This is a genomic window from Mycobacterium noviomagense (genome assembly GCF_010731635.1).
GTDB lineage: Bacteria > Actinomycetota > Actinomycetes > Mycobacteriales > Mycobacteriaceae > Mycobacterium > Mycobacterium noviomagense.
Genome location: NZ_AP022583.1, coordinates 3,185,533 through 3,210,542 on the forward strand (window position 1 = coordinate 3,185,533; position 25,010 = coordinate 3,210,542).

Annotated in this window: 24 protein-coding genes, 1 tRNA gene and 4 pseudogenes; 13 read left to right on the top strand and 16 right to left on the bottom strand. The window is 65.2% G+C overall.

Features of this window, described 5'->3' with window-relative positions; genetic code table 11:
• Positions 1-45: 45 nt before the first annotated feature.
• Both pgm and G6N15_RS15005 read left to right on the top strand, forming a co-directional pair.
• The gene (pgm, locus tag G6N15_RS15000) at positions 46-1,680 is read left to right on the top strand and encodes a phosphoglucomutase (alpha-D-glucose-1,6-bisphosphate-dependent) (RefSeq protein WP_083088384.1); all 1,635 of its coding nucleotides are present in this window, start codon (positions 46-48) and stop codon (positions 1,678-1,680) included.
• Between the two features lie 66 nt (positions 1,681-1,746).
• Positions 1,747-1,819 (top strand) — tRNA-Ala (locus G6N15_RS15005).
• Positions 1,820-1,870: 51 nt separating this feature from the next.
• On the opposite strand, the gene G6N15_RS15010 is transcribed toward G6N15_RS15005, so the two are convergent.
• Positions 1,871-2,035, bottom strand: coding sequence for a hypothetical protein (locus G6N15_RS15010; protein ID WP_163748089.1), 165 nt, complete (start codon positions 2,033-2,035; stop codon positions 1,871-1,873).
• 356 nt (positions 2,036-2,391) lie between these two features.
• On the opposite strand from G6N15_RS15010, the gene G6N15_RS23610 reads away from it, so the two are divergent.
• Entirely contained in the window at positions 2,392-2,817 is a 426-nt protein-coding gene (locus tag G6N15_RS23610) for a serine/threonine-protein kinase (RefSeq protein WP_169922524.1), read from the top strand.
• Between the two features lie 35 nt (positions 2,818-2,852).
• A pseudogene (locus G6N15_RS23615) lies at positions 2,853-3,044 on the top strand (serine/threonine-protein kinase); the annotation flags it as partial.
• Positions 3,045-3,919: 875 nt separating this feature from the next.
• Here the strand turns inward: G6N15_RS23615 and G6N15_RS15020 are convergent.
• From G6N15_RS15020 to G6N15_RS23300, 5 genes and pseudogenes are all read right to left on the bottom strand, one after another.
• Positions 3,920-4,171, bottom strand: coding sequence for a YlcI/YnfO family protein (locus G6N15_RS15020; RefSeq protein ID WP_083088383.1), 252 nt, complete (start codon positions 4,169-4,171; stop codon positions 3,920-3,922).
• On the bottom strand, positions 4,172-4,483 hold the full coding sequence (locus G6N15_RS15025; RefSeq protein WP_083088382.1) for a hypothetical protein: 312 nt from the start codon (positions 4,481-4,483) through the stop codon (positions 4,172-4,174).
• Complete coding sequence (locus tag G6N15_RS15030) at positions 4,480-4,749, bottom strand: hypothetical protein (RefSeq protein WP_083088381.1); 270 nt, start codon at positions 4,747-4,749, stop codon at positions 4,480-4,482. Before G6N15_RS15030 ends, G6N15_RS15025 begins: the two co-directional genes overlap by 4 nt.
• A 333-nt stretch (positions 4,750-5,082) precedes the next feature.
• Positions 5,083-5,910: a hypothetical protein gene (locus G6N15_RS15035; RefSeq protein WP_083088380.1), complete on the bottom strand. Its 828-nt coding sequence runs from the start codon at positions 5,908-5,910 to the stop codon at positions 5,083-5,085.
• Positions 5,911-6,155: 245 nt separating this feature from the next.
• A pseudogene (locus G6N15_RS23300) lies at positions 6,156-6,263 on the bottom strand (LLM class F420-dependent oxidoreductase); the annotation flags it as partial.
• A gap of 226 nt (positions 6,264-6,489) precedes the next feature.
• On the opposite strand from G6N15_RS23300, the gene G6N15_RS15045 reads away from it, so the two are divergent.
• Both G6N15_RS15045 and G6N15_RS15050 read left to right on the top strand, forming a co-directional pair.
• Positions 6,490-7,746 carry a phosphatidylserine decarboxylase family protein gene (locus tag G6N15_RS15045; RefSeq protein ID WP_083088399.1) on the top strand — a complete coding sequence of 419 codons (1,257 nt, stop codon included), beginning with the start codon at positions 6,490-6,492 and terminating at the stop codon, positions 7,744-7,746.
• Positions 7,747-7,825: 79 nt separating this feature from the next.
• Complete coding sequence (locus G6N15_RS15050; protein WP_083088378.1) at positions 7,826-8,257, top strand: DUF5313 domain-containing protein; 432 nt, start codon at positions 7,826-7,828, stop codon at positions 8,255-8,257.
• A 1-nt stretch (position 8,258) separates the two neighbouring features.
• Here the strand turns inward: G6N15_RS15050 and G6N15_RS15055 are convergent, their stop codons facing one another.
• Complete coding sequence (locus tag G6N15_RS15055) at positions 8,259-8,708, bottom strand: NUDIX hydrolase (RefSeq protein ID WP_083088377.1); 450 nt, start codon at positions 8,706-8,708, stop codon at positions 8,259-8,261.
• A 52-nt stretch (positions 8,709-8,760) separates the two neighbouring features.
• Here G6N15_RS15055 and G6N15_RS15060 point away from each other — a divergent pair, with 52 nt between their 5' ends.
• Positions 8,761-9,705 (top strand): D-2-hydroxyacid dehydrogenase family protein, encoded by a 945-nt coding sequence (locus G6N15_RS15060; RefSeq protein ID WP_179961751.1) that lies wholly within the window; start codon positions 8,761-8,763, stop codon positions 9,703-9,705.
• On the opposite strand, the pseudogene G6N15_RS15065 reads toward G6N15_RS15060, so the two are convergent.
• The 3 genes and pseudogenes from G6N15_RS15065 to G6N15_RS15075 form a co-directional block, all read right to left on the bottom strand.
• A pseudogene (locus G6N15_RS15065) lies at positions 9,700-10,752 on the bottom strand (phosphatase PAP2 family protein); the annotation flags it as partial. The gene G6N15_RS15060 and the pseudogene G6N15_RS15065 sit on opposite strands and share 6 nt — an antisense overlap.
• A 251-nt stretch (positions 10,753-11,003) precedes the next feature.
• On the bottom strand, positions 11,004-13,277 hold the full coding sequence (locus G6N15_RS15070) for a carbon starvation CstA family protein (RefSeq protein ID WP_083088375.1): 2,274 nt from the start codon (positions 13,275-13,277) through the stop codon (positions 11,004-11,006).
• A gap of 98 nt (positions 13,278-13,375) precedes the next feature.
• Complete coding sequence (locus G6N15_RS15075; RefSeq protein ID WP_083088374.1) at positions 13,376-14,917, bottom strand: ATP-dependent DNA ligase; 1,542 nt, start codon at positions 14,915-14,917, stop codon at positions 13,376-13,378.
• An 89-nt stretch (positions 14,918-15,006) separates the two neighbouring features.
• Here G6N15_RS15075 and G6N15_RS15080 point away from each other — a divergent pair, with 89 nt between their 5' ends.
• Entirely contained in the window at positions 15,007-15,765 is a 759-nt protein-coding gene (locus G6N15_RS15080; protein ID WP_083088373.1) for an SDR family NAD(P)-dependent oxidoreductase, read from the top strand.
• Between the two features lie 122 nt (positions 15,766-15,887).
• Positions 15,888-18,053 carry an acyl-CoA dehydrogenase gene (locus tag G6N15_RS15085; protein ID WP_083088372.1) on the top strand — a complete coding sequence of 722 codons (2,166 nt, stop codon included), beginning with the start codon at positions 15,888-15,890 and terminating at the stop codon, positions 18,051-18,053.
• A gap of 37 nt (positions 18,054-18,090) precedes the next feature.
• Here G6N15_RS15085 and G6N15_RS15090 read toward each other — a convergent pair whose 3' ends face one another.
• Positions 18,091-18,510: a Zn-ribbon domain-containing OB-fold protein gene (locus tag G6N15_RS15090; protein ID WP_083088371.1), complete on the bottom strand. Its 420-nt coding sequence runs from the start codon at positions 18,508-18,510 to the stop codon at positions 18,091-18,093.
• An 85-nt stretch (positions 18,511-18,595) separates the two neighbouring features.
• Here G6N15_RS15090 and G6N15_RS15095 point away from each other — a divergent pair, with 85 nt between their 5' ends.
• Complete coding sequence (locus tag G6N15_RS15095; RefSeq protein ID WP_083088398.1) at positions 18,596-19,792, top strand: thiolase family protein; 1,197 nt, start codon at positions 18,596-18,598, stop codon at positions 19,790-19,792.
• A gap of 27 nt (positions 19,793-19,819) precedes the next feature.
• Here G6N15_RS15095 and G6N15_RS15100 read toward each other — a convergent pair whose 3' ends face one another.
• Genes G6N15_RS15100 through G6N15_RS15115 form a run of 4 tightly spaced genes read right to left on the bottom strand, consistent with a single transcriptional unit; the run spans position 19,820 to position 21,698 of the window.
• Positions 19,820-20,077, bottom strand: coding sequence for a HypC/HybG/HupF family hydrogenase formation chaperone (locus G6N15_RS15100; protein ID WP_083088370.1), 258 nt, complete (start codon positions 20,075-20,077; stop codon positions 19,820-19,822).
• A gap of 5 nt (positions 20,078-20,082) precedes the next feature.
• A complete protein-coding gene (locus G6N15_RS15105; protein WP_083088369.1) occupies positions 20,083-20,583 on the bottom strand; it encodes a hydrogenase maturation protease in 501 nt (166 codons plus the stop codon).
• Positions 20,580-21,350, bottom strand: a complete 771-nt coding sequence (gene hypB / locus G6N15_RS15110) for a hydrogenase nickel incorporation protein HypB (protein WP_083088368.1) — start codon at positions 21,348-21,350, stop codon at positions 20,580-20,582. The genes G6N15_RS15105 and hypB overlap by 4 nt, the downstream gene beginning before the upstream one ends.
• Before the next feature lie 12 nt (positions 21,351-21,362).
• Positions 21,363-21,698: a hydrogenase maturation nickel metallochaperone HypA gene (locus G6N15_RS15115; protein WP_083088367.1), complete on the bottom strand. Its 336-nt coding sequence runs from the start codon at positions 21,696-21,698 to the stop codon at positions 21,363-21,365.
• 156 nt (positions 21,699-21,854) lie between these two features.
• On the opposite strand from G6N15_RS15115, the gene G6N15_RS15120 reads away from it, so the two are divergent.
• The gene (locus tag G6N15_RS15120; RefSeq protein WP_083088366.1) at positions 21,855-22,280 is read left to right on the top strand and encodes a DUF302 domain-containing protein; all 426 of its coding nucleotides are present in this window, start codon (positions 21,855-21,857) and stop codon (positions 22,278-22,280) included.
• A pseudogene (locus G6N15_RS15125) lies at positions 22,277-22,711 on the top strand (homocitrate synthase); the annotation flags it as partial. The gene G6N15_RS15120 and the pseudogene G6N15_RS15125, both read left to right, overlap by 4 nt.
• A gap of 36 nt (positions 22,712-22,747) precedes the next feature.
• Here the strand turns inward: G6N15_RS15125 and G6N15_RS15130 are convergent.
• A complete protein-coding gene (locus G6N15_RS15130) occupies positions 22,748-24,226 on the bottom strand; it encodes a cytochrome P450 (protein ID WP_083088365.1) in 1,479 nt (492 codons plus the stop codon).
• Positions 24,227-24,334: 108 nt separating this feature from the next.
• On the opposite strand from G6N15_RS15130, the gene G6N15_RS15135 reads away from it, so the two are divergent.
• The gene (locus G6N15_RS15135; RefSeq protein ID WP_083088364.1) at positions 24,335-25,000 is read left to right on the top strand and encodes a TetR/AcrR family transcriptional regulator; all 666 of its coding nucleotides are present in this window, start codon (positions 24,335-24,337) and stop codon (positions 24,998-25,000) included.
• Positions 25,001-25,010: the final 10 nt, after the last annotated feature.

Genomic DNA, 25,010 nt, shown 5'->3' on the forward strand with positions numbered 1-25,010 from the left:
TGACGCCCCGGACCCTATCGCGCTACGGTGGGCAGAATTGACACCATGGTGGCTCATCCGCGCGCCGGCCAGCCGGCCCAGCCCGAAGACCTCGTCGATCTGCCGCATCTGGTGACGGCGTACTACACAAAAGAACCGGACCCAAACGACGTCGCGCAGCAGGTGGTGTTCGGGACGTCGGGGCACCGGGGGTCTGCGCTGGACGGCGCGTTCAACGAAGCCCACATTCTGGCCATCACCCAGGCCATCGTCGAGTACCGCGCCGCGCAGGGCACGACCGGGCCGTTGTTCATCGGCCGCGACACGCACGCTCTTTCCGAGCCGGCGTGGGTGTCGGCGCTGGAGGTGCTGGCCGCCAACGACGTGGTCGCGATGATCGACTCTGCCGACCGCTACACGCCGACTCCGGCGATCAGCCACGCCATCCTCAACTACAACCGCGACCGCGCCGACGGCCTGGGCGACGGGATCGTCGTGACACCGTCGCACAATCCGCCGGCCGACGGTGGCTTCAAGTACAACCCGCCCAACGGTGGCCCGGCCGAGAGCGAGGCGACCAACGCAATCGCCAAGCGCGCCAACGAGATTCTGCGCGACGGGTTGTCGGGGGTGAAGCGGGTGCCGTTGGCCCGTGCACTGCGCAGCGCGTGGCGCCACGACTATCTGGACGCCTATGTTGACGACTTGCAAAACGTGGTCGACATCCGCGCGATCCGCGACGCCGGAGTGCGGATCGGCGCCGACCCGCTGGGCGGGGCCAGCGTGGACTACTGGGAGGTGATCGCCGACCGGCACGGGCTTGACCTGACGGTGGTCAATCCGCTGGTGGATGCGACGTTTCGGTTCATGACGCTGGACAGTGACGGCAAGATCCGGATGGATTGCAGTTCGCCCGACGCGATGGCCTCGCTGATCGCCAACCGCGATTCGTACCAGGTCGCCACCGGCAACGACGCCGACGCCGACCGGCACGGCATCGTCACGCCCGACGCCGGGCTGGTGAACCCCAATCATTATCTGGCGGTGGCCATCGACTACCTCTACACCCATCGGCCGTCCTGGCCGGCCAGCCTCGCGGTCGGCAAGACCGCGGTCAGCTCGTCGATCATCGACCGGGTCGTTGCCGGGATGGGCCGGGAGCTGCTCGAAGTGCCGGTCGGGTTCAAGTGGTTCGTCGAACCCCTGCTGACAAGCGCGATCGGTTTCGGCGGCGAGGAGTCGGCGGGGGCGTCGTTTTTGCGCCGTGACGGCTCGGTGTGGACGACTGACAAGGACGGCATCATCTTGGCGCTGCTGGCAGCCGAGATGGTGGCGGTCACCGGCGCGACGTCGTCGCAGCGGTACCAAGAGTTGGCGCGCAAATACGGCGAGCCGACCTATGCGCGCATCAACGCGCCGGCCGACCGGGAGCAGAAGGCTCGGCTGGCCAAGCTCTCGGCCGATCAGGTGACCGCGACCGAGTTGGCCGGGGAGCCAATCACCGCGAAGCTGACCGCCGCGCCCGGCAATGGCGCGCCATTGGGTGGGCTGAAGGTGACGACGGCCAACGCCTGGTTTGCCGCCAGGCCCTCGGGCACCGAGGACATCTACAAGATCTACGCCGAGTCCTTCCGCGGGCCGGACCATCTGGCCGAGGTGCAGCAGGCGGCGCAGCAGGTGGTCGACAAAGTCATCGGCTGAAGTGCCGTGACCAGCGACTTTGAACGCTTGTGGGCTGTGGTGTAGCTTCGATGGGCACGACTGCACGGGGCTATGGCGCAGCTGGTAGCGCACCACACTGGCAGTGTGGGGGTCACGGGTTCGAGTCCCGTTAGCTCCACCCGAAACCTTGCAGGTTAAAGCGATAAATCGATGTCACGCATCCGTCGCCTCAGCGGCGTCCTTTTTCGCGAGCCGCACTTTTCAGAAAGTCACCGACGGGCTGTTGCTTCCGAAACAGACGGTGCTGACCTGGTTTTAGGGTGAGGATCGTCCACTCGCCGTCCTCGCTGAAGTAGGTCGTGCCTGCAACTCCCAGCATCTTGCGCCGTTTCATGACCGGATCACTTCCGCTTCTGGATGCCGCCCGTCGTCCCGGTCCTACCAGCCTCAGAGGTAGCAAGCTACTCCTTAAACTACCGGTTCGTGGCTGTCCTTTTTGGTGTAGCCGTTTGGTGGTGCTGTGCACGCGCCCGCTCGATTTTGCGACGAACGAGCTTCCCGCAGGCGGTAGATGAGCGGCAGCCTCAACAACCACCGAGCAAACCGGCGGATAACCGGTGCCTTTGTTTTTCCGCGTTGGTCCCGGGCGCGGCTTATGGTGTTGCTCAAACGCATTCCAGGGGGACAGCTCACGTGGAGGGCAGGCCGTTCGGACGTTACCGCCTCGTAGAGTTGCTGGGTCGGGGCGGTATGGGTGAGGTGTGGCGCGCCTACGACGGCGTCATTGACCGGATCGTCGCGATCAAGATGCTGCTCCCGCATTTCGCCCAGGACACGACGTTCGAGCACCGTTTCCGCCGCGAAGCCCACACGGCAGCACGTCTGGACCACCCGCACATAGTGCCCATTTATGACGTCGGTGAAATTGAGGGTCGCCTCTATGTGGCCATGAAGCTGGTCAACGGCGAGGACCTCCAGACACTGCTCAGTGACGGCCCAATAGACCCTGACCGCGCAGTCGGGATCACCGAACAGATCGCCTCGGCACTACAAGCCGCTCACAAGGTTGGGCTGGTGCACCGCGACCTCAAGCCGTCCAACATCCTGGTCGCCGAAGATGACTTTGCCTATCTCATCGATTTCGGCATCGCTCGCGCCGCGGGGGAACTGGAATAACTCCCACCGGGGTGACAATCGGCACTTGGGCTTACATGGCTCCCGAACGATTCGGTGCCGGAGAAATAAAACCGAGCTCCGACATTTACGGCCTGGCGTGCGTGCTTTATCAGTCCCTCACCGGTCAACCGCCCTTCCCCGGCGCCACCCCGGAGCAGGTTGCAATGGCGCACATGACTACCCCACCCCCGAAACCGTCGGCACAGCGTCGCGGCATACCCACAGCAATGGACGACGTGATCGCCGCTGGTATGGCCAAAGAACCCGACCGACGCTTCGCCACCGCAAAGGGCCTTGCCGAAGCGGCACGCGCCGCGCTGAGAACCAACCCAGGCGCCGCTTCGGGCGAGCCAGGCCGCACCGCTGATATCGGCGCGTCGGCGCCTCTCCCGACGGTGCCAGCTGGTCGCCGCTCTCAACCCCGGGCCACTCAACAATTCTCTCAATATTGGCCTGATCCAGAGGGAACCGGTTACACCCCATATAGAGAGGACGTCGAAGAACTTGAAACGCCCCACCCGAGAAGGGGTTTCGGGGCGGGTCGGATCGTGCTGACTGCCGCGGCCGCAGCCATGTTCACCGGGGCATTCCTGGGAGCGCTATGGCTCAGTTTCGGCGAAAACTCCGGCGGTAGTCCGAGTGGCAGCCCTGATGCCAGTACCAGCCCTGATGCCGGATCAAGCCGGTTGGCCACGCTTCCGACCTCGCCTCACGCGATTAACACCTTGCCCGATACCGACAATCTGGGTTTCATCGGCTATCCAGGTGCGCGTTGCGATCCTGGAAATGAGCCCGCCGTCATGGCCCGGACGACCCTGTCAGTGCTTGTGGTGTGTCAAATTGGTCCTGGAAACTTCTACTATCGCGCTGTGCGCGTTAGCGATGGCGCGAGCATCGAACTGGCCAATGCGGTACGTTCATCGGCTGGGTTCGACGTCACGAACCCCGCCGACGGCTCGCTCCGAGGGTTCGCGGACGAACTTGGTCGGCGTTTATTCGGTGAATATGCGCGGGAATCGGTGCGATTCAACGGGAATCAACGACAGTCAAAGATAGTCGAATTGGTTGGCGCACAGCAGATAACGGGCACTATCGCGAATCGTCAACAACAGCCAACAGCGAATCCGTTGGTCACGTGTTCGACGTCTACGCCGGGTGGCGGATCGCGCTCGACTGCGCGGCGAATCCAAGACGAGACCGAGCGGTCCTCTGCCGCGGCCGCAGCGCGTACCTGCTCCAGGAGCTCGGGTGGGAAGTGAACGGGCACGGTGGCGGTCAGCCGGCGGCGCCCTGGTCCTTGGGGTTCCTGGTTTTTCGGGCGGGCGTAGAACTCGTATTCGTCGTCGGGAATCATTTAAGAGGCGATTGGTCGGTTGTGTTCCGCAATGAACCGCTCGAGTTCGGCGACGGAAACCACCGCATTGGGCGGTGGGGTTGTCGCTTTCTCGATGACCCACTGTCGCATCAGCGTTGTCGAGGGGATGCCCAGGACCGCCGCCTGTTTGCGCACCTTGTCGACCAACGACTGGGGGAGTCGGATCGAGGTGGAGACCATCACCTCGTCGGTCGTTCGGGTGTCCAGTTCCGCGCCAGCGAACTCGCTGGCGACGTCGGTGTTGTCGTAGTAGTCGCGGAGTTCGTTCAGCTCGTCATGGTTCATGCTCATTGCCCCTTCTCGCGGAACAGGCGCTTCTCGCTGTCAGTCATGTCGCGCGCGGTGACGACGAAGTCTCGACCGTCAGCGGCCTCAGCGACGACAACCAACAGGTGCCGTCCTTCGTTGCTGGTGCCCAAGACCAACGTCGTCCCCATGCGTCCTGCGGTGCTCAACCGTGGACGGCCGTAGAGCGCCTGCTCCACTTCCGAAGGCTGGACACCGTGGCGGGCGATGTGGGCCTCGGAGTCCTCGGTCCACAGCACTTCGCCGAACACTGTTCCAGCGTACTACGCGCGTAGCACGCGGAAAGCGATGTGTGGACCAGCCTAGATTTCAGGAGGTCGCGTAACATCGCTGTCCTGACGACAGTTGTGACGACAGTCGCTCCCTCAACTACCACCGCTACAGCACCAAAATGCACCTATCGTGCCTGGTCAGCACCCCTGCCCGCTCCTGGCAGTGTGGGGGTCAGGGGTTCGAGCCCCTTAGCTCCACAGGAACCCGCAGGTAATGTCCACAGTGACCAGCCGAGCGCACTAACCAACGGTTTGCGATACCACGCCAGTTCGGGCTTCTGCACGGCCTGGGTGTCGTAATGACCGGGATTACTACTGGCCTGGAACGCCTCGCAGAGCTGGCAGGCCTGGAATGCCCTGCAGACCCGGGATGGCTTGCAGACCGGGGATGTCCTGGAGACCAGGGATGGCTTGCAGACCCGAGAGAGCATTCTGGATTGTTTGCTGTATCTCGGCCGGGCTGGCAGGTTCGTACTGTTTCGACCCGTCGATGACCGCCCTGTCGCGGATCCGATACGGCGGAGCGGATGCTTTCGGCGCAACCGGGTTGGATGGCTCGGCAGAGGGCGGGACTACAGCCGGCTGCGCACTGATGTCGGACGGCTCGGCAGAGGGCGGGACTACCGGCGGCTGCGCAACTGGATTGGACGGCTCGGCAGAGGGCGGGACTACGGTCTGCTGCGCAACCGGGTTGGACGGCTCGGCCGACGGCGGGAGTACCGTCTGCTGCGCAACCGGGTTGGACGGCTCGGCGGCCGACGGCGGGACTACCGTCTGCTGCGCCGCTGAGTCTGCGTGGTTGACCGCGAACGGCACCGCCCACACGGCGGCGGTGGCTGCGAGAGACAGTGGCAACGCCGCGAGCGTGCCGAAGCGGCGCAGCACATGCTTACATCCGTCACGCGTGACGTCGTCGGTCTCGTCGCACTGCGAACAGGTGTCGGCGCTAACCTCAGTCGTACACGCTTCAACTCCCGCGGTTTCGGACGACGCCTCCACCATGTCCGCGCGGTGGCCTAGGCGCTCGTCGAGCAACTCGTCGGCCTCTCGGCACGACGGCTGACCGCCCTGCTCACGGACAAATCGACGCGCAAGAGCGATGAACCGCAGTTCAAAGTCGATCGTGTCGCGGTCGCGCATTCACTGAGCATAGGGCGGTTCGGCAAACTGCGATACCCACTTAACTACGTCAAACGAGGGCGCGCCCGTTTGCCGGATTCTTTGCCGATCCCGAAGTCCGGCGTCGCCCGCGCCCGTGGCAGCGACGAGTTCGACGGAGCGGACCGCCTGGTCCTGGAGGCGACCGACAAGCTGCTCGCCGACGGGCGAGCCCGGGAGATGACGTGGCTGCGCCTCGTCAAAGAGCTCGGCACTCATCAGGCAACGGACGCGAAACCTCGGCTTTTCGGCGGCTTTCCATCGTCGAAGAGCTTGTACAACCGATCGGCACGGGCGCGTTCCTTGTCGGAACCGACCATCAAACCAACTCGCATCAGGCCCTCCACTCCGGGCGCATAACCGTCCCCGTCCTATAAAACGATGGGTAAAGCGGCGCGGCGAAGAGCGGTTCGACGTCGCCAACACCGCTCCAGTCATAACGCACCCCAGCCCAAATGTTGAGTACTTGACATCGCCGTGGACGGCGGCGCCGGCCGCGTGCATTCGAGCGATCTGGCGGTCGGCGGCCGCGTCGTGAGCCTAGGTTTGGTTCTTGTGACGATGGATTCTGATGGTCTTGATGTGCGGCGCAACGCGGGCTGGTTGCCGGCCGAACAGGATGACTTGGAGTCATGGCTGACCGGTCACCGGCAGCGGGTAGAGGCGCGGGGCGCAGACGCGAAGCTGCATCCCGTGATCACGGAATTTCAGGAGTTGATCGCCACCGACCCCCTGGTGCGCATGTACATCGAGCGGATGATCACCGAGGTGCCCCATGGGCGGCAGTACAGCGAGCGTCATCTGCAGAGCGTCGAACAAATGCTGCGCCTGATCAACGAGGTGCTGACGATGGCGCCGGAATTCGGCGACAGCATGGTGATGACGCCACTCGGCGCGATACTCGACTGGACGATGGGCACCCCCGCGGGGTTCGCGGCCTACCGCGATCCGCGGGTCAACGAGATGCTCAAGAAGATCCTCGACGCGTGGTGCGCATTTCTCGATAGCGCCGACTCGCTGTACGTGCTCAACGATTCGCCGTCGGGCTGGAAATGCGCCGCGGCCCAACAGGCAATCGGCATCGAGCAGTTCCAGTACGACCCGGCCGACGAGCACTGGGGCTTCGCCTCGTGGAACGACTTCTTCACCCGGCGCTTCAAGGAGGGCCAGCGTCCGGTCGCCTCGCCGGACGACGACAAGGTGGTCGTCAGCGCTTGTGAGTCCACTCCCTACCGCATCGCTATGGGCGTCAAACAACAGGATCGCTTCTGGATCAAAAGCCAGCCGTATTCGCTGCGGGACATGCTCGGCAACGACGAGTCCGTTGAGCAGTTCACCGGCGGCACCGTATACCAGGCGTTTCTGAGCGCGACCGACTATCACCGTTGGCACAGTCCGGTCGGCGGGACAGTCGTGCGGGCGTTCAACCTGCCGGGAACGTACTTCTCCGAGGCCGATACCGAAGGCAAAGAAGCGGTCAATCCGCCGGTCTCCCAAGCCTATCTGGCGCATGTCGCCGCACGCGCGATCATCCTGATCGAAGATGACGATCCGGTCATCGGGCTCATGGCGTTCGTCGGGATCGGTATGTCGGACGTTTCGTCGTGCATCATCGATGACCACGTCGCGCCGGGTCACCACCTGGCCAAAGGTGACGAACTCGGTTACTTCCAATACGGCGGTTCGACGTACTGCCTCGTCTTTCGCCCCGGCGCCATTGCCGACTTCGCCGTCGCGGCCCTTCCCCAACCGAACAATCCCAATGCGCCGCTGGTGCATGTCCGCTCGAAGCTCGCCATCGCCAACACCACGACATGAAGCGCAACGCTTCCGGATCATCGAAGCCGCTAGGCTTGGTGCTTGACGGCCTTCGCCGCCCCCGCACCTACCAGGAGCCATCACGTCAAGCACCCGACCCAACGCCCGGCAGTACATCGCATACGCGTACACGCACCGACGCCTTCCCGATTCGATGCGCGAGTGGGTCGCTCACGATCTAGCCGGTAAAGGAGCGGTCCGCCGGTTCATGGTCCGCGCAGCGATACCGCCGTTTGTGGTTCTCGCCCCGTTTTGGCTGCTGCCCGCCCAGAACGCGCTCTATGTGCACTTGGAGATGACGGTGCCGATTTATGTCTGGGCACTGCTGGTTTCGCTTGCGCTGAACAAGGTGTGGCGCCGCCACCGGCTGGCGCAGCACGGCCTGGACCCGAATCTGGTGGATGCGATCAGACGCCAGAAAGACGCAAAGATGCACGAGGACTACATCCAGCGCTACGGGCCGCGCCCACAGGAGGCCGAGTGGCAGGCGAACAGCAACCCGTTCTTCTAGATCACCGGCGGAAAGTAGACCAATCGATACCGATTGACTGCAAGTAGATTCGCGCGCACTCGGATCCTCGTTGAGCCGCTACGAACAGTTCCCTTGGATCCGAGGTGTATTTGAGATCCGCATACTGGGTGAGGGTTGTATCGCTTTGCGGGACGTGGGGTGTCTGTCCTTCGCAAACCGTTGCTTCGTAATCACTTAGGTGCAGCGTATAACTCTCGCGTTCCCCGCTTCGTTCACCGATTTTGGCGCTGACCGTTACCTCGACACCCAACTTGGTGGGTCCGATGCGACGAGCAGCTTCGATCTCCGTCTCGTTTTCCCTTAGCGTTGTTGCCGGAAATCCCCAGACCCCCGCAAGCGGTCCGTCCTCGTCGTCAGGACGTTCGACGATGAGAAGCTCGGCGTTGTCGTTCTTGATCACCAGCGCAACAGAATGCTTGTGCGGCTTCATTTTTGAGATTTTATTCGGTGATTGACCACGTCGCCATGAAAGATTAACCATCATGAAAGTCGCGATCCTCGACGACTACCAGAACGTTGCGCTGACCATGGCCGACTGGTCGGCGGTCGCGGCCGTGGCCGAGATCACCGTCTTTCACGATCACCTGGCCGATCCGGATGCCGTCGTCGAGAGACTGGCGCCATTCGACGTGGTCTGCGTCATGCGGGAGCGCACACCGTTGCCCCGCACCATCATCGAGCGGCTGCCGCGGCTGAAGATGATCGCTTCCACCGGGCCGTTCAACGCGGCCATCGACGTCTCGGCCGCCGAAGAGCGCGGCATCTATGTGAGCACCACCGGCGGCTACCTCGAGTCGACGGTCGAGCTGACCTGGGCGCTTATCCTGGCCGCCGCTCGCCGGATCGTCGACGAGACCTTGTCGGTGCGTGCCGGCGGGTGGCAGACTTCGGTTGGCCGTCAGCTCGGCGGCGCGGTGCTCGGTGTGCTCGGGCTGGGCAGGATCGGCACGCGGGTGGCGCGGGTCGGCGCTGCCTTCGGCATGGACGTGATCGCGTGGAGCACCAACTTGACACCGCACGCCGCCGAACAGGCCGGGGTGACCTACGTGTCCAAGGACCAACTGTTCAGCCGGGCCGACGTGCTCACCATCCATCTGGTGCTCAGCGAACGCACCCGCGGCCTGGTGGGCGCTGCCGAACTCGGGCTGATGAAGCCGACAGCGGTGCTAGTCAACACCTCGCGGGGGCCAATCGTCGACGAGGAGGCCTTGGTCGAGGCATTGCGGTCGGGTGTGATCGCCGCCGCGGGACTCGACGTGTTCGACATCGAACCACTGCCGCCCGGGCACCCGTTGCGCTCGCTGGACAACGTGATCGCCACTCCGCACATCGGCTACGTCGCCGACCGGGTCTACCGGACGTTCTATGGTGAGGCCGCCGCCAAGATCGCCCGCTGGCTCGTCGAATTCAGCGGCCGGGGCAGCTGAGGCTTTCGACCGGCGCGCGTCCAGCCTGCCGAATACCAGCATCACGACCGCGGCGAGCGCCCAGCCCAGCAGGATGTCGATGACGTAGTGCTCGGCCGAGTACACCAGGGCAAACGCCATGGTCACCACGTACGCCACCAGCAGCGCCCGCCATCGCCACCGGACACGGCGCCACAGGAACAACGCCACCATGGCCGAAAGTCCGGCATGCAGTGACGGAATAGCGGCTACCAGGTTCACACTGGCCTGTCCCGAGTCGATCAGCACCCCTGCCGATTGCAGATGCAGCGTGCCCCAGCCGCGGGTGGAGATTCGCTCCACGAATTGGTTGGCCCCGGGCTGGCTCAAGTGCATGGCACCTAGCAGCCCGCCATCGGGAACACCGGCCGGGTGCCGGAACATGCAGGCCGGGTAGGACGGGCCGTCGGCGACGTCGCCGGCGGTGCAGCGGGCCGCCGCCCACGGCGGCGCCGCCGGCAAGACGACATAGACGACCAGCGCAGCAAACGACAGCGTGAGAAAACGCCAGGTATACGCTTTCCAGTCGTCGCGGTCGCGCAGCCACAACAACCCGGCGACCACGTACGGCACGACGAAAAACGACATGTAGACCGTGCTGATGATCACTTCCCACCAGGGTGGCTGCGGCATCTTGAGGTGCTCCTGCAACCAGACGGTGGGCATTACCCCGAAGAACAACCATCGGTCGATCGCGGGCTGCAGCTGCCAGAGCGTAGGAGCCCCGACCAATGTCGCCGCGCCCCGACTCAAGTCGTACAGCACCAGCACGACAGCGAACGGCAGCCAGTCGCGAACCACCAGCAGCACCTTGCGGCGACGCCCGATGCTCGCGGCGATCAGTCCGGTGGCGATGTAGACCAGCAGCCACTCCCGGTTGAATGCGAGCCCGGCCGTACAGCTGCGGTACACCACAACCAGCGCCCAGGTCGCGATCGCCAGGCGACGCGCGACGGTCAGTCGACGATCTTGGGGCGTGGCGGTGTCATCGGATGGGGGCTGGGTCGATCCCGCGCGTCGACCGCTTATGTGTCGAAGGAGCCTGGCGACTACGGACTGTGATTCGCGCCTGAACTCCTCGGTTTTGCGGTCGGTCGTTAATGGCACCAAAGCAGACTTCCCACCCACGACGGAACACACGCGCGTCCATCTTGCCTTGCCCGACCGGCGCGCCGGCACCCGACATGCCGGATCGGTTCAGGCAGGGTTTGCCTGTGTGTTACCTGAGCGCGGCGTGATGGCTTGCCGGGAGAGTCGGAGTCGCGCAGGGTCAGCGGCCGTCAGCTTCCGCTCATGACACCCGATGCGCTGGTCGAGGACAGGGCGTCCCATTGCCGTTTCACCTCTCGTTCCCCAGCGGTCATGATCAGTCCCGAGGGCGCAAAAATTTTCGACACCACCGGATCGTCTTCACTCGGCGGTTTGCCGTTGCCGCGGACTGCCTTGCCCGCCATGACGACTCCGGCCACGAACACGATGATCACCACTGTCGCGAACACGATCGACAGGGTGCCCTGGATGAATGTGTTTCTGATGACCTCGGCGAGCTGGTGGGCGTTCTTCGCCGAACCGAAGGCCGTCTTGCCGGCTCGTTGAGCGGCGACGTACTGGAAATGCTGAGTCCAGTAGCCCACGGCTGGGTCAGCGGAGAAAATCTTTTGCCACGACGCGGTCAGCGTTACCGCCAGGTCCCACAGCAGCGGAGCCCCGGGTATCCACGCCCACTTCAGGTGGCCCTTCTTGATGACGACGACGGTGATCACGGTCAGTGCGATCCCAGCCAGCAACTGGTTGGCGATACCGAACAGCGGAAACAGCGTATTGATGCCGCCGAGCGGATCGGTCACCCCGATCAGCAGGATGCTGCCCCACGCCGCCACGACGGCCAGGCTGCAGATTAACGCGCCCGGGCGCCAGCTCGGATCGCGCAGCCGGGTCAGCGGACCGCCCAGGTTGCCCAGCCCGTCGGAGAGCATGAACCGCGCTACGCGGGTGCCGGCGTCGACGGTGGTCAAGATGAACAGCGCCTCGAACATGATCGCGAAGTGGTACCAGAACGCTTTCAGACCGGTGCCGCCGAATACCCGCTGCAGCACTTCGGACATGCCGAAGGCCAGCGTGGGCGCGCCCCCGGTGCGCGACACGATTGAGCGCTCACCGACACTGGCCGCGGCGTCGCTGATCTGCTCCCCGGTGGCCTGGCCTCCGGAGAGACCCAAGCTGTTGACGTAGTGGGCGGCCTTGCTCGCGGTGCCGCCGGTCTGGGCTGCGGGCGCGTTGATGGTGAAGTACAGGTGCTGGTCGAGGATCGCCGCGGTGATCAGCGCCATGACGGCGACGAACGACTCGGTGATCATGCCGCCGTAGCCGATCAGCCGCATCTGGCTTTCCTTCTCCAGCAGCTTCGGTGTCGTTCCCGATGAGATCAGCGCGTGAAATCCGGACAAGGCGCCGCACGCGATCGTGATGAACAGGAACGGAAACAGCGAGCCGGCGAACACCGGGCCGTCGCCGCGCCCCGCGAAATGCGATACCGCGGGCGCCTGCATCACCGGACGAGCGACCACGATGCCGATCGCCAGCAGCCCGATGGTGCCGACCTTCATGAACGTCGACAGGTAGTCACGCGGCGCGAGCAGCACCCACACCGGCAGCACCGAGGCCGCGAAACCGTAGAGCACAATGAACCACGACAGCGCCACCGGGGAGAGGTTCAAAAACGTTGCACCCCAGGATGTTTCGGCGATCCAGTTGCCGGAGGCGACCGCCAGCAGCAACAGCCCGAAACCGATCAGCGACACCTCCGACACCCGGCCCGGTCGCAAGAAACGCAGATACACACCCATGAAAACCGCGATGGGAATCGTCATCGCGATCGAGAACACGCCCCACGGGCTTTGCGCCAGCGCCCGCACCACCACCAGCGCGAGCACCGCGATCACGATCACCATGATCACGAGCACCCCGAGATGCGCGGCGGCCCCGCCCGTCGCGCCGAGCTCGTCGCGCGCCATCTGACCCAGCGACCGGCCGCGTCGCCGAGTGGAAAGCCACAACACCAGGTAGTCCTGCACACAACCCGCGAGCACCGCACCGACGACGATCCAGATGGCTCCGGGCAGGTAGCCCATCTGGGTGGCCAGCACCGGACCAACCAGTGGCCCCGCACCGGCGATCGCGGCGAAATGGTGACCGAACAGCACCCGCCGGTCGGTCGGCATGTAGTCGGTGGCGTTGTTGAAGATTTCGGCGGGTGTGGCGTGGTCGTCGCGCGGCTGGACGATCTTGCGTTCGATCAGCCGCGCATAGAAGCGGAAAGCAATGATGTACGTGCAGATCGCGGCGATCACGAACCAGACCGCGTTCACCGTCTCACCGCGGACGAACGCGATGAGGGCCCAGGCGATGGCCCCGACGGCGGCGATCAGCGTGAAGAGGATCTTGTGCCGGATGGTGATGGGGGAGCGGTCGATAACGGCGACGGGCGGCAGGTGGGCATGGGTGCGGACGTAGTGAAGGTGTCCGTTGTGCTTTCCGTCCGGCGGTACCGCCACGGCGCCTCCCTCGACGACACTGCAGCTTTTTGCTTCCGGTGATCTTCGCACCGGCAGGGCCGCGGAAAGTTAACGCGACTTATCCGACGAGTGACGACTCAGGTGTGCCGTTGGTGCATGGCACGGACCGTCTCGATGGTGTCGGCCTCGGCTGGGGCTTTGTCGTCGCGGTAGCGCAGCACCCGCGCAAAGCGCAGCGCCAGCCCGCCCGGATAGCGTGGCGAGGCCTGGATTCCGTCGAACGCGACCTCGACGACCTGTTCGGGCCGCAGCGGCACGACGTAACCGTCCGTGGGACCCGCTGCCAGCCGGAGGAACCGCTGGGTCTGCCACTCGAGCATGGCGTCGGTCATCCCTTTGAACGTCTTACCCAGCATCACGAAGCCACCGGTGGCCGGGTCACGCGCGCCCAGATGGATATTGGAAAGCTTTCCGCGGCGCCGCCCCGAGCCCCACTCCACCGCGAGCACGACCAGGTCGAGGGTGTGCACCGGTTTGACCTTCAGCCAGGCCGCGCCGCGGCGGCCAGCTTCGTATGGCGCGGCCGGCGACTTGGCCATCACCCCTTCGTGGCCGGCGGCCAGCGTCGCGTCCAGGAAGTCGCTGGCCGCGGACAGATCCGAGGTGACCAGCCGAGCGACCCGATGCCGCGCGGGCACGATCTCGTCGAGGGCGGTGAGCCGGTCACTGGTCGGCTCGTCGAGCAGGTCGGTGCCGTCGCAGCGCAATACGTCGAAGAAGAACACCGACAGCGGCTGCGCGGCGCGGGCGGCCGCGACGTCGACCGAGCGTCCGAATCGGGACGCCGTCACCTGGAACGGTTGTGGCCGGTTGTCGGCCCGTAGTGCGATCGCCTCGCCGTCGGCGATCAGCTCGTTGACTGGCAGCGCCAACGCCGCTTCCACCACCTCGGGCAGCCGGGCGGTGACGTCGTCGAGGCTTCGGGTGTAGACGGTGACCTCGTCGTCGGCCCGGTGGATCTGGACTCTGGCCCCGTCCAGCTTGGCCTCGAAAACCGCTGTGCTCCCGAGTCTTTCGAGCGCATCGGCAATGCCGGTCGCGGTCTGCGCGAGCATCGGGCCCACTGGCCGGCCCACTCGCAGTGTGAAGGTGTCCAGGGCTGCGGTCCCGCCGGTGAGGCCGGCTGCGGCCACCGCGGGCAGATCCCCACCCATCATCGCCGCGCGACGCACCTTCTGCGGCGGGATCCCGGTGGCGGTGGCGACGGCGTCGGCCATGATGCCGGCCAGCGCGCCCTGGCGCAGCTCACCGGACAGCAGCCGCCGCAGAAAGGTCTGCTCGGTCTCGGTCGCGGCGGCGAACAGTGCGGCGACGAGATCTGCCCGCCTCGTTTGTGATCCCTTACCGGATACCGCGCCGATCTCCGAGAACGCGGCGTCGACGTCGGCCACGGTCAATGCGGGGTGCGCTACCGGTGGCGGCAAGGAGCGCAAAGCGGCCCAGCCGACACCGATTTGGCGTTGGGGCAACTCACCGGAGAACCAGGAGACGACGATCGCGACCAGCCTGGGATCGGGTGCGGCGCGGTTGAGCAGCTCGGCGATGCGCGCGACCTTGGCGCGGCGCGCGGATGCGCCGGCCACGTCCAGCGACGTGGCTGCCACGTCGATCAGCAGCACAGCTCAGCTTTACACGGCTGGCCGACAACGTCATGCACGGCCGCGATAGCGTGCAGGAGACTGGGGCGACATCAAACAAGGAGGTTTGAATGGAGATCAACGGCAAGAAGGTGGTCGTCATCGGCGGCGCCTCCGGCATGGGGCGCGCCAGCGCCGAACTGCTGGCCGCGCGCGGCGCCAGCGTCGCGATACTCGATCGCGAGGGTTCCGACGGCAAGGAAGTTGCCACTGCGCTCGGCGGGCCGTTCTATGCGGTGGACGTCACCGACTTCGCCGGCACCGAAAAGGCGTTGCAAGCCGCGGTCGACGATCTCGGTGGGCTGCACGTGAGCGTGACGACGGCGGGCGGCGGCATCGCCAAGCGCACGCTGACCAAAGATGGTCCGCACGATCTCGAATCCTTCCGTTCGGTCGTGGATCTGAACCTCATCGCCACCTTCAACATCAGCCGGTTGGCGGCCTGGCACATGAGCAAGAACGAACCCGAGGACGAAGAACGCGGGGTGATCATCAACACCGCCTCGATCGCGGCGTTCGAGGGCCAGATCGGCCAGGTCGCCTACACCGCGGCCAAGGCCGGCATCGCCGGCATGTGCCTGACCATGGCGCGCGACCTCGGGTCGCTGGGCATCCGGGCGCTGGCGATTGCGCCGAGCCTGTTCGCGACCGGGCTGACCAAGGGCATTCCGGACGAATATGCCACCGCGCTGACCAAAGACGCCGCATTCCCCAAGCGCCTCGGCCGGCCCGAAGAGTTTGCGAAGTTGGTTGCGGCCATCGTGGAAAACCCGATGCTCAACGGACAATGCTTGCGGCTCGACGCGGGACAACGGTTCGCGCCCAAGTGATCTCGTAACCGCCGGACAGAAGCCACAGTCGTGATCATCTGCCGGATCACAGCCCTGGCTTCTGCTTCGCGGCATAACCAGCTAAGTACACTCAAACCCACGCCGCCACGAGGAGGGCCCTGATGGGTATCGCACTGACCGACGACCATCGCGAACTCGCCGAAGTGGCCCGCGGGTTCCTGACTTCCCAAAAGGCACGCTGGGCGGCGCGGGCCCTGCTCGATTCGGCCGACGAACCTCGACCGCCGTTCTGGCAGGAACTCGTCGAGCTGGGCTGGCTCGGCCTGCACATCGACGAGGAGCACGGCGGGTCCGGCTACGGGTTGCCCGAGCTGGTGGTGGTGGTCGAGGAGCTGGGCCGGGCGGTGGCACCGGGACCGTTTGTGCCGACAGTGATCACCTCGGCGGTGATCGCGCATGCCGGGAGCGCGGAGCAGAAGGCGCGGCTGCTGCCGGGACTGGTCGACGGAACGGTCACTGCCGGCGTCGGCTTGGACGGCGAGGTCGCGGTCGACGGTGGGGTCGCCAACGGCGAGGCCGGCGTCGTGTTGGGCGCGGGGCTGGCTGACCTGCTGCTGATCGCCGCCGGTGACGACGTGCTGCTGCTGGACCGCGGCCGCGACGGCGTGTCGGTGCACGTACCCAAGAACACCGATCCCACGCGGCGTTCGGGGCGGGTCACGTTGAAGGATGTCCGCATCGGAGACGACGACATTGTGGCCGGGGCCCGCGAATCGGCGCTGGCGCGTGCGCGTGCGCTGGTGGCCGCTGAGGCGGTCGGTGGGGCAGCGGATTGCGTCGACGCTGCCGTCGACTATGCGAAAGTGCGCCAGCAGTTCGGCCGCACGATTGCGACCTTCCAGGCGGTGAAGCATCACTGCGCGAACATGCTGGTGGGCGCGGAATCGGGAACCGCCGCGGTATGGGACGCGGCCCGCGCCGCGGGCGAGGACGAAGAGCAATTCCGGCTGATGGCGGCAGTGGCTGCCGCGCTGGCCTTTCCGGCCTACGCGCGCAACGCCGAACTCAATATTCAGGTGCACGGCGGGATCGGGTTCACCTGGGAGCACGACGCTCATCTGCACCTGCGCCGGGCGCTGGCCGTGCGTGCGCTGTTCGGCGGGGACGCGCCCGCGCGAGATGTCTTCGACCGCACCGCTGCTGGCGTCACCCGCGCCAACAGCCTCGACTTGCCGGCCGAAGCAGAGGAGTTGCGCAAGCAGATCCGCGCCGACGCCGCCGAAATCGCGAAGCTCGATAAAAAAGAACAGTTGGCGAAGCTCATCGAAACTGGCTACGTCATGCCGCACTGGCCAAAGCCGTGGGGACGCGCCGCCAATGCGGTGGAGCAGTTGGTGATCGAGCAGGAGTTCAGTGCGGCAGGCATCAAGCGGCCCGACTACTCGATCACCGGATGGGTGATCCTGACACTGATCCAGCACGGAACCGATTCGCAGATCGAACGATTCGCGCTTGCCGCGCTGCGCCAAGACGAGGTGTGGTGCCAGCTGTTCTCCGAGCCTGACGCCGGATCCGATGCCGCGGGCATCAAGACCCGCGGCACCCGGGTCGAGGGGGGCTGGAAGGTCAACGGGCAGAAGGTGTGGACCAGCGGCGCACAGTATTGCCGTCGCGGGTTAGCCACCGTGCGCACCGATCCGGACGCACCCAAGCATGCCGGCATCACCACGATGATCATCGACATGAAGTCGCCCGGCGTCGAAGTGCGCCCGCTGCGCCAGATCACCGGTGGGTCGGAATTCAACGAGGTGTTCTTCAACGACGTGTTCGTCCCCGACGAAGACGTTGTCGGCGAACCCAACGCCGGGTGGACCGTGGCACGGGCAACGCTCGGCAACGAGCGGGTCAGCATCGGCGGCGGCGGCTCGTTCTACGAAGGCCTCGCACCGCAGCTGGTGCAATTGGCGCAAAAGCACGCAGACCGCTTGGGGGGCGCGGCTATTCGCGTTGGCACCTTCCTGGCCGAGGATCAGGCGTTGCGGCTGTTGAACCTGCGTCGCGCTGCCCGCAGCGTCGAGGGTGCGGGTCCCGGGCCGGAAGGCAACATCACCAAGCTCAAGCTGGCCGAGCACATGGTTGAAGGTGGCGCGATCGCATCGGCGCTCTTAGGCCCGGACATCGCGCTGGCCGAAGGTGCCGGCGGGCTGATCGCGCGAATGGTGATGGGCGCCCGCGGTATGGCGATCGCCGGCGGGACTTCTGAGGTGACTCGCAATCAAATCGCCGAGCGGATTCTCGGGATGCCGCGCGACCCGCTGATCAAGTAGACGGTAGCCCCGCGAGCAGACGCAAAAGCCCCAAAAATCAGCTGTTTTCAGGTGCTTTTGCGTCTGCTCGCGCTTCGATCGGCGCGAAGACCGGCATGAACTTCGCGTCGGCGTCCGTGCCGTGTTGCTCGAATCGGACCTCGACAGGCAAACCGCACACCACCGAGTCAGGTTCGCAGTCAACAATATTGGTGGCCAGACGCAGTCCCGGCTGCTCGGCGAGCTCGACGATGGCGATCACGTACGGTGTCGGCACAGCGGGGTTGTACGGATGGAAGTTCACCGTGTAGGTGAACACCGTGCCGCGCCCAGACACCGGCCGGGCGATCAGGGTGCCGCCGCAGTGCGGGCAGTGCCCGGGGGCAGGATGGATCCAGCGCGCGCAATGCTCGCAGTACTCGATCAGCAGTTGCCCGTCGCCGTCGCGTGCCCACAAGGCGCGGTCATCAGGAAGCATGCGTGGGGGAGGCGACGATCTCGGCTCGGTCGACACGCCCAATACAGTACGCTTGATCCTTCGTGGGTTTTGGCGGGCGGAGCTGATGCGCTATTTCGAGAAGGACGCGATCCTGTCGGGCGTTGGCATCTCCCGAATCGGCCGCCGCACCGGCATTCCCGGACTTGAGCTGACGCTGGAGGCGACACGCCAAGCGATCGACGACGCGGGCTTGACGCCCCGTGACATCGACGGCATCGCCACGCTGGGCGACACGCCGGTCGGCGAGGTCAGCGCCGCGCTGAGCATCGAACCAGCCGATTGCGGAACCGGATTCGACACCGGTGGGCTGTTGAGTCCGGTGATGTCGGCGTGCCTGGCGGTCGCCGAGGGTCGGGCCCGCCACGTGCTGGTCTACCGGACGGTGCAGATGATCGGCGGCACGGTGCCCACGTCGCCGTCATCGGCGAATGCGCCGCGCCCGGCGCTGGCGCGAATCGTCGAATCGCACGGCGACGGTGATCGACCGCTCATCGGTCCGATGGACGATGTGGGCGAACTGGTTGCGGCGCATGCATATTCGGCGGCGAACTGGCTGGCGTTGAACTGCCGCCGTCACATGCAGCTGTATGGAACCACGAAGGAGCAGCTGGGTTGGCTCGCGATCAACAGCAGGCGCAACGCCGCGCTGAATCCGCGTGCGGTATACCGCGAACCAATGACGATGGACGATTATCTGGCGGCGCGGCCGGTGTCGTCGCCGTTCGGGCTGTTCGACTGTGACGTGCCCGTCGACGGCTCGATCGCCGTGGTGGTGTCAGCCGTCGAGTATGCCCGCGACTGCCCGCACCGCCCGGTGACAGTCGACGCGATCGGCGGGTCCAACGGCGCCGGTGGCTGGTTCCACCGCGACGACTATCCCAAGATGGCGTCGGCCGACGCTGCGGCGCAGATGTGGTCGCGAACCGACCTGAGGCCCTCCGACGTCAAACTCGCCGAGTTGTATGACGGGTTCACCTTTCTCACGTTTGCGTGGCTGGAAGCCCTCGGCATTTGCGCCGACGGCGAGTCCGGTCCTTTTGTCGAGGGCGCCACTCGGATCGCCCGCGACGGCGAATTGCCGTTGAACACCTACGGCGGCCAGTTATCTGCCGGGCGCATGCACGGCTATTGGGTGCTGCATGAGGCGTGTCTGCAGCTGCGCGGTGACGCCGAGCAGCGGCAGGTGCCGAGGCGCCCAGAGGTAGCCGCGGTGGCGGTGGGCGGCGGCCCGATCGCCGGTTGCATGCTGCTGACTTGCTGAGTTTGCTTGCGGCAGAGTGCTAAAGCTCTAGCCCAATGCGTCCGGGTCGCTGGCGCCGCGGCCCATCAACTCCAAACCGGCCATCGCCTGCTCGGCGCCAGCCCTGTCGGTCTTCTCGACGACGAAGCCCATGTGGATGATCACCCAGTCGCCGGGCGCGAATGTCTCCTCCGGCAGCATGCCCACATTCACCTTGCGGTTCTCGCCCGCGACATCGACCAGCGCGAGTTGGTCCCCGTACCCGTCGAGCATCCGGACGACTTGACCGGGAATCCCCAAACACATCGCCGTCAAACCTCTCGCGCCGCTGCGTCGACGAGCATCGCCACCGCCGACTCGACCGCCGCCACCGCGTCCGGCACCGCTGCCCGCACGGGCTCGCTCAGGCCCATCTCGTCCGCGACGTCGGCGACCTCACACCCCACCACGATAGTCCTCGGGGCCACCCCACCGAGGGCGTTAAGACTCGCGAACACCGCCGCGGGGTCCATGCTGTGCGCGTCGAGCCCCGGCGTGGGCGCGAGCGATCCGTGGTCGGCCTCGAAGACGTGCAGGGTGCCCGGGGAACCGCGGTTGGGCAGCGCGTCGACCAGGACCAATGCGTCCCATTCCTCCAGCAGGTCGTAGGCCAGATGCATGCCGCCGATTCCGTAGTCGGTAACCCGTACCGACTCCGACCCCAGCCGGCCCGGGAGCTGACGCAGCACCTCAGAACCGAAGCCGTCATCACCGAGGAAGATGTTGCCAATGCCGGCCACCAGGATGCGGGGTCTTCGCGGCGAGGTCGTCATGGCGAATCACCTGCCGCGAAGCGCCGCAACCAGCCGAACCAGGCCGACATGCCGTCGCCGGTGCGCGCGCTGACCGGCAGGATGGTCGCGGTCGGGTTGACCTGGTGGATGTGGGCGGTGTAGCTGTCCACGTCGACGTCCAGATAGGGAACCAAGTCGATCTTGTTGAGCAACACCACGTCCACCGCGCGGAACATCACCGGATACTTCAATGGTTTGTCGTCGCCTTCGGTGACCGAGTACACCATCGCCTTGGCGTGCTCGCCGACGTCGAACTCCGCCGGGCACACCAGGTTTCCGACGTTTTCGATGACGACCAGATCAAGGCGCGCGAGGTCCAGGCTCTGCAGGGCGCGGTTGACCATGGGGGCGTCGAGATGGCACTCGCCGCCGAACCCGTTGCTGGTGTTGAGCAGGGATATCTGCGCGCCGCGGCCGCCGAGCTTGGCCGCGTCGAGGTCGGTCGCGATGTCGCCCTCGATGACCCCGATGGCGATCTCGCCGGCGAACTCGTCGAGGGTGGCGGCCAGCACCGTCGTCTTGCCAGAGCCCGGGGAACTCATCAGGTTCAGTGCTCGAACTCCGTTGCGCTCGAACGCCTCTCGGTTGTAACCGGCGCGGATGTCGTTTTCGGCGAAGATCGACTCCAGCACCTCGATGCGCTGAGAGCCGGTTTCGTACTCGCTGTGGTCCCCGTGCTCGTGCGGGTGATCGCCATGCTCATGGGTATGCACGGTGCCGTCGTCGTGCCGGTGAAACCTACCCATGACGCGTACCTTTCACGAGACGTCCAGCGACGTCACCAGGAACTCGTCTCCGCGCAATATCTCGACGTCGGCGCTGGCGCACTGCGGGCACAACAGTGACCACCGCGACGTGATCGCGGACCGCAGTCCGCAGCCACGGCACTGCACCTCCGCGGTGACGAACTCGATCTCCAGCTCGGCGTCGGGCATGTCCTCATAGTCGCGGACCAGCGTCCAGCAAAACGACAGCGATTCGGGAACCACTTGGCGCAGCGCCCCGATCTTGACGCGCACGACGTCGACGTGGCGGCCGTCGGCATACGGCTTGACCGCCCCGGCGATCGCTTGGCACAGCGACAGCTCATGCACGGTGGGTCACCGCCGTCGTCGCCGAGCCGTGAGCGCTGACGAGGCTCATGAGCCCGTTCTACACCGCTGAGCCCATCGGGGTGGCCGAGCTGGCGCAAGACGGCGGCCCCAGCGATGTGCAGTTGGAAGCACAATGGGAGAAGAGAGGAGCCGATCATGGGCATTGCGTTATCCACCACCTTGCACACCTCGTTCGACGACGCCGTCAAACGCACCCGGGAAGCGCTGGCACACAATGGCTTTGGCGTGCTGAGCGAGATCGATGTCAAGGCCACGCTGAAAGCCAAGCTTGGCGAAGACATTGAGGACTACCTGATCCTGGGTGCCTGCAACCCGCAGTTCGCGCTCCAGGCGGTCAACCTGTACCGGCAGATCGGGGTGCTGTTGCCCTGCAATGTGGTGGTCCGCCGAGATCCCGAGTCGCCGGATACGGTCATCGTCGACGCGATGCATCCCAAGTTGATGGCCGACGTGACCAACGAGCCCAGGTTGGGGGAGATCGCCGACGCCGTCACCGGGCTCCTGCAAGAGGCTTTGCAAGAGGTGTCCGCGGCTGCAGACGGCGCGTCAAGCAACGCGTAAACCAACTTGCAGATGTCATGTCGTGGGAGCGCTTCATCGACACATTTGGCCCAAGCTCCGGTCCCCTCCGGCTGGGCCACTGGGCCTGCATCGACACCGAGCGGCCGGCCACCCGCCTGGGCCCGCAGTCCCGCAACTTCCGGGCCGTTGTCGCCGACGGCGATCGCATCAGCACGTGGACAGCCGCTGGGAGCGGTCCGGTGGCCGCGCTGACCGCGATGTTGCACGAGCGCGGCATCAGGTTGGAGATGCTGCGATTCCACCAGGTGCAGTCCGTCGAGCACACCGCAACGTTCATCTGCGGCAGCAACGGACTGCGCGCCGAGTGGGCAATGGCCTGGTCGGACGATCGCACGCAATCGGCGCTGCGGGCCGTCATCGCCTGCGCCAACCGGCTGAGCTGTGCCGAGCAGACGCAAAAGCACCCTTGAAATGGCGTTTTGGGGTGCTTTTACGTCTGTTCGCGCCTAGAGCGGCCGCAGGACGATCGGCATGCCATCCATCGGAATCGGCATGCCGCCGTAGTCCCACTTCGCCTTGTACCCCGGGCCGGGCAGCTCCAGCCGATACTGGCGCAGCAGCCGGTGCAGGATCGTCTTGATCTCCAGCTGGCCGAACACCATCCCAATGCACTTGTGCGCGCCCCCACCGAATGGCGTGAACGCATAGCGGTGCCGCTTGTGCTCGTTGCGTGGCTCGGTGAAACGGTCTGGGTCGAACTTCAGCGAGTCGGTCCAGATTTCCGGCAGACGATGGTTCATCCCGGGATAGGCGATGACGTTGGTGCCCTTGGGAAGGTAGTAGCCCACCAGCTCGGTGTCGCGCACCGTCCGGCGCATGGCCCACTGCACGGGTGTCACGATCCGGATCGACTCGTTCATCACCAGGTCGAGTGATTCGAGCTTCTCGAGCGCTTCGATGTGCAGCGGGGCGTCGCCGAGCCGATCCGACTCGTCACGGCAGCGGTCCTGCCACTCGGGGTGGGCGGCCAGGTGGTACGCCATCGTTGTGGCTGTCGACGTCGACGTGTCATGCGCGGCCATCATCAAAAAGATCATGTGGTTGACGATGTCCTCGTCGGAGAACTTGTTGCCGTCCTCGTCCTCGGTCTGGCACAACACTGACAACAGGTCGTTGCCGTTCTTCCCGCGCTGTTCCTTGACTCGCTCGCGGAAGTAATTCTCCAGCAGCTCGCGTGCCTTGAGGCCGCGCCACCAGGTGAACGGCGGCACGCTGGTGCGAATGATCGCGTTGCCTGCGCGGGTGGTGATCGTGAACGCCTTGTTCACCTTGGTCACCAGTTCCTTGTCGGTGCCCGGTTCGTGTCCCATGAACACCATCGAGGCGATGTCGAGCGTCAGCTCCTTCATCGCCGGATACAGCAAAAACCGCGCGTCATTGGCCACCCAGTCGTTGGCCACCACTTGTGACACGACCTTGTCCATCTGCTCGACATAGCTGACCAGCCGGGAGCGGACGAAAGCCTCCTGCATGATCCGCCGGTGGAACAGGTGCTCGTCGAAGTCCAGCAGCATCAGGCCGCGGCGGAAGAACGGCCCGATCACCGGGACCCAGCCCTGCTGTGAGTAGTCCTTGTTGCGGTTGGAGTAGATGGTCTGGATGGCATCGGGGCCCAGCGCCGCCACCGCCGGCAGCCACGGCGAGTCCCCGTACACGACAGGGCCTTTGGTGTTGTACAGGTGCAACAAGTAGTCCGGTCCGCCGCGCATCATCTCGATCATGTGGCCGAGAATCGGCAGTCCCGCATCACCCATGACCGGCTTGAGCCCACTGCCAGGGGGTGGGTCGGCGAGCTTCTTCTGCGGAAACTCGGTACGCAGCAGTCGGCGTTCGACGGCGCCCATGCCGGGAAAGTTGGTGATCGACGGCGTAAACCGCCGTTTGGCTTGATCGAGCAGATAATGCGGGGTGCTGATGGTCGCCATCGACGCTCCTTACCCGGTTTGTGGCAGCCGTCACTGTCACCCATCTTTTCGGCCAGACTTGACGGCTGTCAAGTTTTCTTTTGGCTCGCCGTGGTGCATCGTCGAAGAGTGAGCACCCAGCAGGACAGCCGCGCCGCGGGCTCCCGGAACCGGGGCGCGTCAACTCCACAACGGAGGGGCGACAAACAGCGACAGGCGATCCTGCAAGCGGTGCGTGAACTACTGGAGGAAAAGCCTTTCGCGGAACTGTCGGTCAGCACCATTAGCGACCGCGCCGGTGTTGCCCGCTCCGGCTTCTACTTCTATTTCGACTCCAAATACGCGGTGCTCGCCCAGATCCTGGCAGAAGCCACCCACGAGCTCGAAGAACTCACCCACTACTTCGCGCCCCGAGGGCCCGACGAGTCGCCGGCGGCTTTTGCCAAACGGATGGTCGGCAGCGCCGCTGCGGTCTACGCGAATAACGACCCGGTGATGTCGGCGTGCAACGCGGCCCGCAACACAGACGCCGAGATCCGCGAGATTCTCGATCAGCAGGTCGACTCGGTGATCGCGCAGATCATCGGCGTGGTCGAGGAGGAGATCAAAGCCGGCACCGCACATCCGATCAGCGACGATATCCCCGCCTTGGTCCGCACATTGGCGGCGACAACCGCGCTGATGCTCTCCGGCGACGCAACGTTTTTGGGGCCTGACCGCGACGTGCAGCGCGGCATCAGGGTGCTCGAGCAGCTCTGGCTCAACGCCTTGTGGGGCGGTCCGGCAGGCGACTAGCGCTTCGCCG

Bases quoted from the DNA above. Each gene is read 5' to 3' on its own strand.
- G6N15_RS15100 (WP_083088370.1), bottom strand. From the start codon at position 20,077: ATGTGTTTGGGGATTCCCGGTCAAGTCGTCCGGATGCTCGACGGGTAC.
- G6N15_RS15090 (WP_083088371.1), bottom strand. From the start codon at position 18,510: ATGCTTCCTGATGACCGCGCCTTGTGGGCACGCGACGGCGACGGGCAA.
- G6N15_RS15020 (WP_083088383.1), bottom strand. From the start codon at position 4,171: ATGATTCCCGACGACGAATACGAGTTCTACGCCCGCCCGAAAAACCAG.
- G6N15_RS15025 (WP_083088382.1), bottom strand. From the start codon at position 4,483: ATGAGCATGAACCATGACGAGCTGAACGAACTCCGCGACTACTACGAC.
- G6N15_RS15085 (WP_083088372.1), top strand. From the start codon at position 15,888: ATGGGTATCGCACTGACCGACGACCATCGCGAACTCGCCGAAGTGGCC.
- G6N15_RS15080 (WP_083088373.1), top strand. From the start codon at position 15,007: ATGGAGATCAACGGCAAGAAGGTGGTCGTCATCGGCGGCGCCTCCGGC.
- G6N15_RS15045 (WP_083088399.1), top strand. From the start codon at position 6,490: ATGGATTCTGATGGTCTTGATGTGCGGCGCAACGCGGGCTGGTTGCCG.
- G6N15_RS15105 (WP_083088369.1), bottom strand. From the start codon at position 20,583: ATGACGACCTCGCCGCGAAGACCCCGCATCCTGGTGGCCGGCATTGGC.
- G6N15_RS15060 (WP_179961751.1), top strand. From the start codon at position 8,761: ATGAAAGTCGCGATCCTCGACGACTACCAGAACGTTGCGCTGACCATG.
- pgm (WP_083088384.1), top strand. From the start codon at position 46: ATGGTGGCTCATCCGCGCGCCGGCCAGCCGGCCCAGCCCGAAGACCTC.
- G6N15_RS15095 (WP_083088398.1), top strand. From the start codon at position 18,596: ATGCGCTATTTCGAGAAGGACGCGATCCTGTCGGGCGTTGGCATCTCC.
- G6N15_RS23610 (WP_169922524.1), top strand. From the start codon at position 2,392: ATGGGTGAGGTGTGGCGCGCCTACGACGGCGTCATTGACCGGATCGTC.
- G6N15_RS15010 (WP_163748089.1), bottom strand. From the start codon at position 2,035: ATGAAACGGCGCAAGATGCTGGGAGTTGCAGGCACGACCTACTTCAGC.
- G6N15_RS15130 (WP_083088365.1), bottom strand. From the start codon at position 24,226: ATGGCGACCATCAGCACCCCGCATTATCTGCTCGATCAAGCCAAACGG.
- hypB (WP_083088368.1), bottom strand. From the start codon at position 21,350: ATGGGTAGGTTTCACCGGCACGACGACGGCACCGTGCATACCCATGAG.
- G6N15_RS15055 (WP_083088377.1), bottom strand. From the start codon at position 8,708: ATGAAGCCGCACAAGCATTCTGTTGCGCTGGTGATCAAGAACGACAAC.
- G6N15_RS15035 (WP_083088380.1), bottom strand. From the start codon at position 5,910: ATGCGCGACCGCGACACGATCGACTTTGAACTGCGGTTCATCGCTCTT.
- G6N15_RS15120 (WP_083088366.1), top strand. From the start codon at position 21,855: ATGGGCATTGCGTTATCCACCACCTTGCACACCTCGTTCGACGACGCC.